Raw genomic sequence first — 10,251 nt, 5'->3', positions numbered from 1 at the left:
AGGAGAGAATCCGACAAAGCCAGGTGAAGGAGAGAATCCGACAAAGCCAGGTGAAGGAGAGAATCCGACAAAGCCAGGTGAAGGAGAGAATCCGACAAAGCCAGGTGAAGGAGAGAATCCGACAAAGCCAGGTGAAGGAGAGAATCCAACAAAGCCAGGTGAAGGAGAGAATCCAACAAAGCCAGGTGAAGGAGAGAATCCAACAAAGCCAGGTGAAGGAGAGAATCCGACAAAGCCAGGTGAAGGAGAGAATCCAACAAAACCAGGTGAAGGAGAGAAACCTACAGACCAGATAAATGGTAAGAATCCTACAAGAACCGATATGGGGGAAGAACTTCCTAGTACTGCTACAAGCCTATACAATGTTTTATTATTTGGAATAATGTTAGCTGCAGCAGGTATCGTACTAGTGTTTATTGTAAGAAGAATAAAAGAAAATTAATATTATTACATGACAAATGGCCAGCATCCAACTATTTATTCTTGGATGCTGGCCATTTTTTGAACTACTTTATGAAGCAATACTTTAAATGAGGTTATTGGAAATCGACAACGAAAGATAGATGAAGCTGTTTTAGTGATTATTACACCAATTGTAGAAACAAATTTGAATGAATTTAATGATATTTCTACCTGTTGATCATAAAACAGTTCGTTTTGGGCCACTTCAAGCCATTCAATCTAATAAAAAATATCATAATTTTACCCAAATAACTCCTTTTTCAAAAAAGTACTATTGTCGGAAAATTATTAAGGTACTAACGTAGAAAGAAAGAATGAACTTTATACGGTTCTTCTGGTAACGATTAGATTGAATCAAATTAATAAATGAGGTGAAAAGAGCTGCTTTTTTGCATATGGTTCAAAATTCAGATTATGACTTCGAAATATAAAACTAAGTATTCGAGATAAACTCTCATCATTTTTGAAAGGGTTTACGTTAAGGAGAGAGAATATTGTATTAATAGATACTTTTGACAAAGCACCTTTATAGAGACTCAAAATTTAATTAGGAAATTGTTTCGGTAATAAGGGAGGAGAAAAGGCATGAAAAAATATGTTTTAGTTGGAACTGGCGGAAGAGCCGAATTTTTTTATGGAGCAATTGTAAGGGATTTCAGAGAAGCGTGTAAGCTTGTTGCCTTTTGTGATTTGAATCAAACTAGAATGGATTACGCGAATCGTTTACTTGAAGAGAGATACGATCACCCGAAAATAAACACATACGTGCATACTGATTTTGAAAGAATGATAGAGGTTGAAAAACCAGATACCGTAGTTGTTACGACTGTGGACAGGACTCATCATACATATATTATAAAAGCTCTTGAATTAGGATGTGATGTGATTACCGAAAAACCAATGACAGTGGACGCTGAAAAGTGCCAAGCAATTATTGATGCTACAAAAAGAACCGGAAAAGAAGTTCGCGTTGCTTTTAACTATCGTTATGCCCCGCATAATACGAAAATTCGCGAGCTAATTATGAATGATGTGATTGGCCAAGTAAATTCTGTTCATTTTGAGTGGGCGTTAGATACACAGCATGGAGCTGATTATTTCCGAAGATGGCATCGAGATAAGCGAAATAGTGGAGGCTTGCTTGTCCATAAATCAACACATCATTTTGACTTAGTAAACTTTTGGTTAGATACAAAGCCAGAGACAGTTTATGCAACTGGCGGACTGCGTTTTTATGGTAGAGAAAATGCTGAAGCTAGAGGAGTTACACAGTTTTATCAACGAGCGTATGGGAGTGAGTATGCTAAAAATGATCCATTTGCGATTCATTTAGAGGAAAATGAACATTTAAAAGCTATGTATTTGGATGCGGAAAAAGAAGATGGATACCAACGTGATCAAAGTGTTTTTGGCGATGGAATTAACATAGAAGATACGCTTGGTGTTTTAGTCACATATAAAAACAAAGCGATTTTAAACTATTCGTTAAATGCTTATTTACCGTGGGAAGGATACATGGTTTCCTTTAACGGTACGAAAGGAAGAATAGAAGTTCGCATTCGTGAACAGTCATACATTAATTCAGGCGGAAGTAAGGATGACGAAGGCAGAGTAAAGGAAAAATCAATCATCGTAATGCCAATGTTTGGCAAGCCTTATGAGGTTGAGGTGATAGAAGGAAAAGGTGGACACGGTGGCGGAGATCCAATTCTGTTACAAGATATTTTCGGAACTCCTGTTAAAGACGAATTCAATCGTGCAGCCTCTCATGTAGATGGAGCGATGTCGATTTTGACAGGTATTGCCGGGAATATTTCACTTAATACAGGTCAGGCCGTAAAAGTAGATGAATTGATTAAGTTTTAAAATAGTCCAGTAAATTAAAATTCAGCTGGGACTATGCTCTGCTCTCTCATTAGAAAGGAGTGTTATATAGAATGATGAGTACGTTGCATCAACAATTTTTAAACCCTCCAGAGGAATTCACTCCGATTCCTTTCTGGTTTTGGAATGATCGTTTAACGAAAGAGGAAATCATTAGACAAATCAATGATTTCTATGCCAAAGGGGTAACCGGCTTTGTTTTACATCCAAGGATTGGTATTCCAGAGGAAATCGTTTATTTATCAGATTCCTATTTTCAATTTGTCCACACAGCTGTTGAAGAAGCCAAACGACTTGGAATGCAGGTGATTTTATATGACGAAGCAATGTATCCCTCTGGTTCAGCGAAAGGTTTAGTTGTAAAAGATAATCCGGAATATGCAAGTAAAGGATTAAAAATGATTGAGTATCCTTGTAACAAAAATGAAGAAATAAGGATTAATTTAGTTGAAAAGAACTCATTGGTTTCGGTTCAAGCAGTCAAAAAGTTATCATCAGAATCAATAGATTTATCATCCTCGAAAAAGTTAATTGTCCATAAAGGTAAAGTATCATTTTGTCCTCCTGATGACGGGAACTGGTCCATTCTCGTTTTTGTTGAAGCATTTTCTGGAGGAAGCATTCGTGGGATCCATTTTGGGGAAGATGATGGAGAAGAGCATGCACCAGCATCTGCTGATTTACTAAATCCTAAAGCAGTGGCAAAGTTTATTCAGATTACACATGATAGTTACTATGATAGATTGAAAGATTATTTTGGGAATACAGTCATTGCCATGTTTACTGATGAACCAGATATTTTGGGGAGAGGGGCAAAGGCTGGTTTAAAGCCCTGGACTAGAGATTTTCTCTCCTATTATAAACAGCATGGAAACAAAGAAGAGCATCTAGCCTCCTTATGGTTTTATGCTGGAGATGAGACAGAAACATATCGAAACAACTATCGAAAGGCTGTCAATTCAAGACTAACGGAAGCTTATTACGAGCAAATAAGTAAATGGTGTGAACGTCATGGAATTGCCTTAACAGGTCATCCAGCAGGAAGCAGTGACATTGGCTTGCTCGAGCATTTTCATATACCAGGTCAGGATGTTGTCTGGCGTTGGGTTGCACCTGAGGATGGAAAAGCGATAGAAGGAGTACACTCGACAGCTGGAAAGTGTTCTGCCGATGCTGCAAGACATAGAGGAAGACGACGAAATTTGAATGAATTTTTGGGTGTTTGTAGTAAAGAAAGTCCGTGGGCACTTACTCCAGGTGATATGAAGTGGTATATCGATTGGCTTTTAGTTAGAGGAGTTAATCTTCTATGTCCACATGCCTTTTATTATTCAATTGATGGAAAGAAGAGAAGTCACGAACGTCCACCAGACGTTGGACCGAATAACCTATGGTGGCCCTATTATAAACAGTTTGCTCAATATATGAAGCGTCTTAGCTGGCTAATGACGGATAGTATCAATCAAACGAGAATTGCTATTCTTTGTGGAGAGGATTATTTACCATGGAAAATTGCAAAACACCTGTACGAGAATCAAATTGAATTTAATTACCTTGAGGATTCTTTAATTTCTTCAAAAAGTCTGTTAACAGAAGGACAAATTAAGATTGAAAATCAAGCATATAACACTTTTATAATAGAAGATAGTTCAATGTTAGCAGACACCTTACTAGAGAAGCTTGAACTATTTATTCAAGGAGGAGGGGAGATCATTTCTCTCATAAATGAAGATGAAACGCTAACAATTAAGGGAGTGAAAACCATCGATAGGGCTGAAGAAATCATTGATACACTATCTATCGTTCAGCATGAAGAAGTGATGATTTCTCCAAAATGCAAGGATATAAGAGTTAGTAAAATCATTAAAGATTCCGAGCTATTTTATTTTTTTGTCAATGAAGGTGAAGAAAACTACAATGGAAGCTTTGTCTTGAAGGAAAAAGGTAGTGTTGAAAAATGGGATGCATGGACAGGGAGTATAGAAAAAGTGAATTTGAGGAATCGAGGGGGAAATTTAGTTGTTCCACTGCTACTCGAAAGAAGATCTTCGCTTGTCTATGCAGTTCATATAAATCAGCAACCTCTAATTGGGGAAGAGGAACGAGCGGATTTTACCATTGAAAAATTGGAGCTCGATAAAAACTGGTATGTAAATAATCATCAATTATTCGCTTTAGAATCCTGGCACCTTTGGAAGGGAATGGAGTCCTTTTCTGGGACAGTCGTTTATGAAAATCTATTTACATTAGATGAAATAGCTTCTATAAAAAAGGTTTTCCTAAATTTAGGTGAAGTATATGAAATCGTCAAGGTGACTTTAAATGGTTATGAGGTTGGTGTGAAAATGTGGGCTCCGTATCACTTTGAAGTGAATCCAGATTATGTAAGAAAAGGTGTTAATAAACTAACAATTGAAGTTACGAACAATCGAGCAAATGAAATGGATAATGCTCGTTTACCATCTGGATTGCTTGGGCCAATTACTTTTGAGGCACATGTTTGTAAAAAAGAAAAAAGCCATCATTACATTTAAATTTGAATAAGAACGATAAAAAATCTTATCTATCTCAAGAATGATGAAGATTTGAAAACGAATGCACTAGAAAAATATTATCATTATAAAGGGGAAGATAAAATGAATCAAACCGAGCTTATTAATAAAAGTAAAGTTAATACGTATATTGAACGGCTAATGGATAATCTTTCACAAATTAAGGACAGTACAGGGGAATACTTATTAAACTTCGATGGACTCGTAGTTGATGATAAAAGTTGGGCTGTATGGAATTGGCCGCAAGGTGTCGGGCTGTATGGGATTTTTAAATATTGGAAATTAACAAATAGCCAAAAGGCTTTAAAAATGATTAATGACTGGTTTGAAGCTAGATTTGAGGAAGGGGTTCCTCCGAAAAATGTAAATACAATGGCACCGCTATTAACATTAGCATTTTTATATGAAGAAACAAAGGACCCTACACTTATTCCTTATTTAGAAGAATGGGCTGAGTGGGTCATGAACGATATGCCGCGTACAAAAGAAAATGGACTGCAGCATATGACATACGGACCAGAAAATAAAAATCAGCTTTGGGATGACACATTAATGATGACTGTACTCCCTCTCGCAAAAATTGGAAGGCTTTTCAATAAAGATGAATATATTGAAGAAGCAAAGCAACAGTTTTTGATCCATATTAAATACTTAACAGATCGAAAGACAGGGTTATGGTATCATGGTTGGACATTTGAAGGTAACCACAATTACGCTGAAGCTTTATGGGGAAGAGGGAATTGTTGGATTACCATTGCAATCCCAGAAGTTATCGAAATATTGGATTTAAAGGAAGGGGATTTTTTAAGAGAGTTTCTAATTAATACCTTAACTAGACAAATTGAAGCACTTGCTAAATATCAGGATGAGAGCGGCTTATGGAATACATTAATTAATGATAAATCCTCTTACTTAGAAGCTTCTGCAACTGCTGGTTTTGCTTACGGGATTTTAAAGTCAGTTCATAAACAATATATTAGTGATGAATTTAAGGATGTAGCCTTAAAGGCAATTAAAGGGATTGTAAATGAAATAAATGATGAAGGTGCTCTGCAAAAGGTGTCAGTTGGTACAGGGATGGGTGATAGTTTAGATTTTTATAAAAAGATTAAAGTTACGAATATGCCATATGGACAATCACTTGCTATTCTTTGCTTATCAGAGTATTTACACGAGAGCTATCTTTGAAATGGACATTAATAATAAAAATTATATTTTAAAGCAGCCAAAGATTCATCTTTTTGGCTGCTTTTTCATCTTTAGCCCTTTCCTGCCTGAAAACCAGGATATTGAGTCATTCCTCCATCAGCAAAGAGTGTTAGACCTGTAACGTAGCTCGCTTCACTCGAAGCAAGCCATACTGCACATGCTGCAATTTCTTCAGGCTTGCCGATATAGCCCATTGGAATAAGCTCAACGACTCCCTTTTTAAGCTCAGGGTCATCAAACTTTTCTTTATTAATTGGCGTATCGATTGCACCAGGAGCGATGCAATTCACTCGAATTCCGTGAGGGGCGAATTCAAGTGCGAGTGTTTCAGTCATCAATTTCACGCCCCCCTTACTTGCTGCATAATGGACAAAATGAGGCCATGGGATTTCCTGGTGAACAGAAGACATATTGATAATTGAGCCTTTTATGTTATTGTTTAGCATATAGTCAATTGCTTCCCGACAACCTAAAAATTGACCTGTCAAATTCGTTGATATTACCTTATTCCAATCAGCGAGTGAGAGGTCCTCAGAAGGGACTTCATTTTCTATTCCAGCATTATTGACCATAATATCCAAGGAGCCGAATGTATCTATGGCATGGGCAATGATCTTCTTAATGTCGCCTTCCTTCGTGACATCACCTTGTATCGCACTTGCGATTCCACCCGTCTTTTCAATCGTCTTAATGATCTCATTTGCTTCCTGCTCTTCATTGAAATAGTTAATGACTACCTTCGCTTTTTCAGCACCGAATCTCTCTGCCATTGCCTTCCCTATACCTGTAGCTCCACCTGTAATCACAACTACTTTTCCTTCAAGACTTGGATACATATAATTCCTCCTTTATGTTTTTGTAAAGCCTAATAAGACTCCGCCAATGATAATAAACAAACATCCAAGTAAAACAAGCCATACCTGCTTTTTACTTTTGCGCTCGTTTAAAAAGAAAAGACCGCCGATAGTTGAAATAACAATGCCTGTTTGCGAAAGGGAAAAGCTTGTCGCCACACCGATTTTCGGTAAAGCAAGTAATAGTCCAAGGTTTCCTGTGCTCCAAAGAAGGCCTGTTAAAATATTTCGAACAGCATACTTATTGTATGGCTTATCCCGTAAAGTGATAAAGAATGCACCTGCTACCATTCCTATCGCTTGAGGTAGGATAGCTGCCCAACCATCAATATTAAACCAGCGAATTAATACGACATATGTAACATATCCTACTGTCGATACAAGCAAGATAAAAAATCCTTTTTTTCGGCTTTTAGCTTGTCCTTTATCATTCCCTTGCTTGATAGATGTAAGAATCGCACCTGTAATAATACAAGCAAGCGCAGCAAGCCCGATTATAATACTCTTTGTTGTTCCCCATTCCTTAAAAATAAAAACACCGAAGAATGTTGTTCCAATAAGCTGTAACCCTGTTGACATTGGAGCTGTTTTTGCAACACCTAAGTATCGAACTGCGCCAAATTGATTTTTTTGTCCTATGCACCAAAATAAGCCTGAAATAAAGCCTATTGCCCAGGTGACAGAAGACAAATGAGGCATCTTATAAAAATACACACCAATAGCAAATATTAAGGCACCAACTGTTGTACCAAGTGTCTGGCTGTCTTCATCTCCACCAAGCTTATTACTGACAAATACGATGCTGCCCCAAGTAACGGCTGCAAGGATGGCTAAAAGAATTCCTGTCATATGTGAGTACCCCATTCTCATTTATTGAAACGATGAATGCTTTTTTTTAGATTGCATGAATACGAACAATCTTATTCAAAATTGCGACACAAAAAAGTTTAATTCATATAAAGAATCTACCTTTCATAAACGATTATTATTGATTACATGTGCATGTATTCTTATAATGGATAATAACTAGATTTGTAAACGATTACACAACGGGTGAATGGCGGGAAATTTGTTGCTTTTTAAGAAACCTAGAATTTATGATTCTACAGGTTAATCAGAGGGGAGAAAACATAGTGATAAATGTTGAAAATCATGCATATTTATTTGTCCATTTTATTCATGAGAATGAAAGTAGGGCTGACTTAGAACAGGTGTATTTTTCCGTTAGTCAGGATGGGATAAGATGGGAGACTTTAAATGATCGGAAGCCTGTTTTAACCTCAAAGCTAGGTGAACAGGGGGTAAGAGATCCATTTATTGTCCGTTCTCCAATCGATCATAAATTTTACATAATAGGTACAGATTTATCTATGTATTTTCGCAAGGATTGGGACGAGGTACAAAAATCGGGCAGTCAGCATATTGTTGTGTGGGAGTCTACGGATTTAATCACTTGGTCAGAACAACGTTTAATTAAGGTTGGTCCTGAAACTGCAGGATGTGTTTGGGCTCCTGAAGCAATATATGATAAAGAAACCGATGATTTTCTAGTTTTTTGGGCATCAAGAGAAAACTTTGGTGCTGATAAACAAAAAATATTTTATTCAAAAACAAAGGATTTTAAAAACTTTACCAAGCCTAAACGTTATATTGAAAGAAACAACCATATTATTGATACAACGATTATTGAAGAGGATGGTAAATATTATCGTTTCTCAAAGGACGAAACGGTTAAAAGCATAACTGTAGAAGTTTCTGATAGTTTACTAGGCGAGTTCACTACTCTCGAGACGAATCTAAAAGATCTAATCGGAGTTGAGGGTCCTGCTTGTTTTAAATTAAAAGAAGGCAATAAATGGTGTTTATTGCTTGACCATTATGAGATAGAGAAGAAATATATCCCTTATTATACGACAGATTTACAATCAGCCCAGTTTACAAGAAGTAATGACGATTTAGATATTCCTGTAAATTCTAAGCATGGTGGTGTAATGCCAATAACAATAGATGAGTACAACGCTTTGGTGAAAGCATATGGGGGAAGTAGCATATAAAAGCTGTTTGGCAAAATTCTAAATACGAGTATTTTTTATTAATCAAAGGTAGCTTTAATAGGTTTGTAAAGAATCCGTATTAAATATTTTTTGTCCTTTCTATTAGACTAGTAACTACGAAAATAAAGTAATATTTAAAATACCGAGGTGCAATAATTTTGCACCTCGGTATTTTTATATTAGAAAAAAGCAGCATTAACACTCCAAGTGTCTTATTTTTCAGTAATTGACAAGCTTAATAATACAGCCGTTTTCACTTAAGTGTGAAAAAGACTGTATTAAATCTTCATAGCTCAATGATTATACTGAGTTTGTAATTGAAATGGTTTTCATAAAAAGTATAGAGAAGGGGGAATTACAAATGAGTAGTTCTTGGCTTGGATTAGAAGGGAAAGTTGCTATCGTTACTGGTGGTGCTTCTGGCATCGGCTTAAATATAACGAATGAGCTTTTAAACAATGGTGTGAAAGTAGTTGTTGCGGATCTGAATGGAGAAGAGGGACAACAATCTAATGGCTCTTACTTTATGAAATGTGATGTAACGAATAAGGTAAGTGTTGATCAAACAGTTTCAAAAACAGTAGAGTTATTTGGATCATTGGATATCCTAGTAAATAATGCAGGTGTCAATCTTCCAAGACTTTTAGTTGACGATAAGGGTGAAAAACCTGAATATGAATTAAGTGAAAAAGATTTTGATTTTATGGTTGCGGTTAATCAAAAAGGTCCATATCTTTTCGCACAAGCATCTGCTAAAGAGATGTTAAAGAAAGGTAATGGTGTCATTATAAATGTTTCTTCGGAAGCTGGTCAGGAAGGGTCTGCAGGACAAAGTTGTTACTCTGCTACAAAAGGAGCTGTCATTGCATTTACACGTGCTTGGGCAAAGGAATTAGGAAAACACAATATTCGTGTTGTTGCAATTGCGCCTGGAATTATTGAAACTACTGGATTGAGAACAGATGCTTATAATGAAGCATTGGCATATACTCGCGGTGTAACCGTAGATGGTTTATCAACAGATTATAGTAAATCTATTCCTTTAGGGCGTGAAGGGAAACTAAGCGAAATTGCTGATCTTGTTTCTTACTTGTCCTCTGATCGTGCAAGTTATATAACAGGTACAACATTTAATATCTCAGGCGGTAAATCCCGCGGTTGATGGCATAAGGGTCAAATCATAGCCTCTATGGATGCCAATTCGTACGGGGAAAACTATAATGGCATCCATTTTAG

General features: G+C 36.6%; 8 protein-coding genes. 6 read left to right on the top strand and 2 right to left on the bottom strand.

What is annotated here, in order from left to right:
* The 4 genes from ACTJJ9_RS04150 to bglB form a co-directional block, all read left to right on the top strand.
* A partial coding sequence (locus ACTJJ9_RS04150) for an LPXTG cell wall anchor domain-containing protein (protein ID WP_440768473.1) occupies positions 1-442 on the top strand: 442 nt, incomplete at its 5' end.
* A gap of 605 nt (positions 443-1,047) precedes the next feature.
* Positions 1,048-2,328 carry a Gfo/Idh/MocA family oxidoreductase gene (locus ACTJJ9_RS04145; protein WP_095298421.1) on the top strand — a complete coding sequence of 427 codons (1,281 nt, stop codon included), beginning with the start codon at positions 1,048-1,050 and terminating at the stop codon, positions 2,326-2,328.
* A 71-nt stretch (positions 2,329-2,399) separates the two neighbouring features.
* The gene (locus tag ACTJJ9_RS04140) at positions 2,400-4,880 is read left to right on the top strand and encodes a glycosyl hydrolase (RefSeq protein WP_440768472.1); all 2,481 of its coding nucleotides are present in this window, start codon (positions 2,400-2,402) and stop codon (positions 4,878-4,880) included.
* Positions 4,881-4,982: 102 nt separating this feature from the next.
* Positions 4,983-6,086 (top strand): beta-galactosidase BglB, encoded by a 1,104-nt coding sequence (bglB, locus tag ACTJJ9_RS04135; protein WP_145580642.1) that lies wholly within the window; start codon positions 4,983-4,985, stop codon positions 6,084-6,086.
* Positions 6,087-6,157: 71 nt separating this feature from the next.
* Here bglB and ACTJJ9_RS04130 read toward each other — a convergent pair whose 3' ends face one another.
* On the bottom strand, positions 6,158-6,943 hold the full coding sequence (locus ACTJJ9_RS04130; RefSeq protein ID WP_095298426.1) for a glucose-1-dehydrogenase: 786 nt from the start codon (positions 6,941-6,943) through the stop codon (positions 6,158-6,160).
* A gap of 12 nt (positions 6,944-6,955) precedes the next feature.
* Positions 6,956-7,810: a GRP family sugar transporter gene (locus ACTJJ9_RS04125; protein ID WP_145580641.1), complete on the bottom strand. Its 855-nt coding sequence runs from the start codon at positions 7,808-7,810 to the stop codon at positions 6,956-6,958.
* 284 nt (positions 7,811-8,094) lie between these two features.
* On the opposite strand from ACTJJ9_RS04125, the gene ACTJJ9_RS04120 reads away from it, so the two are divergent.
* Both ACTJJ9_RS04120 and ACTJJ9_RS04115 read left to right on the top strand, forming a co-directional pair.
* Positions 8,095-9,015 carry a glycoside hydrolase family 43 protein gene (locus tag ACTJJ9_RS04120; protein ID WP_255451780.1) on the top strand — a complete coding sequence of 307 codons (921 nt, stop codon included), beginning with the start codon at positions 8,095-8,097 and terminating at the stop codon, positions 9,013-9,015.
* 361 nt (positions 9,016-9,376) lie between these two features.
* On the top strand, positions 9,377-10,177 hold the full coding sequence (locus tag ACTJJ9_RS04115) for an SDR family oxidoreductase (protein WP_095298432.1): 801 nt from the start codon (positions 9,377-9,379) through the stop codon (positions 10,175-10,177).
* Positions 10,178-10,251 lie beyond the last annotated feature (74 nt).

Source organism: Metabacillus sp. 22489 (genome assembly GCF_052044855.1).
GTDB classification, from domain to species: Bacteria; Bacillota; Bacilli; order Bacillales; family Bacillaceae; genus Metabacillus; species Metabacillus niabensis.
This window is presented reverse-complemented; position numbering and strand designations above follow the sequence as displayed.

Excerpts from the sequence above, each read along its gene's own strand:
- ACTJJ9_RS04140 (WP_440768472.1), top strand. The coding sequence starts at position 2,400 with ATGATGAGTACGTTGCATCAACAATTTTTAAACCCTCCAGAGGAATTC.
- bglB (WP_145580642.1), top strand. The coding sequence starts at position 4,983 with ATGAATCAAACCGAGCTTATTAATAAAAGTAAAGTTAATACGTATATT.
- ACTJJ9_RS04130 (WP_095298426.1), bottom strand. The coding sequence starts at position 6,943 with ATGTATCCAAGTCTTGAAGGAAAAGTAGTTGTGATTACAGGTGGAGCT.
- ACTJJ9_RS04115 (WP_095298432.1), top strand. The coding sequence starts at position 9,377 with ATGAGTAGTTCTTGGCTTGGATTAGAAGGGAAAGTTGCTATCGTTACT.
- ACTJJ9_RS04145 (WP_095298421.1), top strand. The coding sequence starts at position 1,048 with ATGAAAAAATATGTTTTAGTTGGAACTGGCGGAAGAGCCGAATTTTTT.
- ACTJJ9_RS04125 (WP_145580641.1), bottom strand. The coding sequence starts at position 7,810 with ATGACAGGAATTCTTTTAGCCATCCTTGCAGCCGTTACTTGGGGCAGC.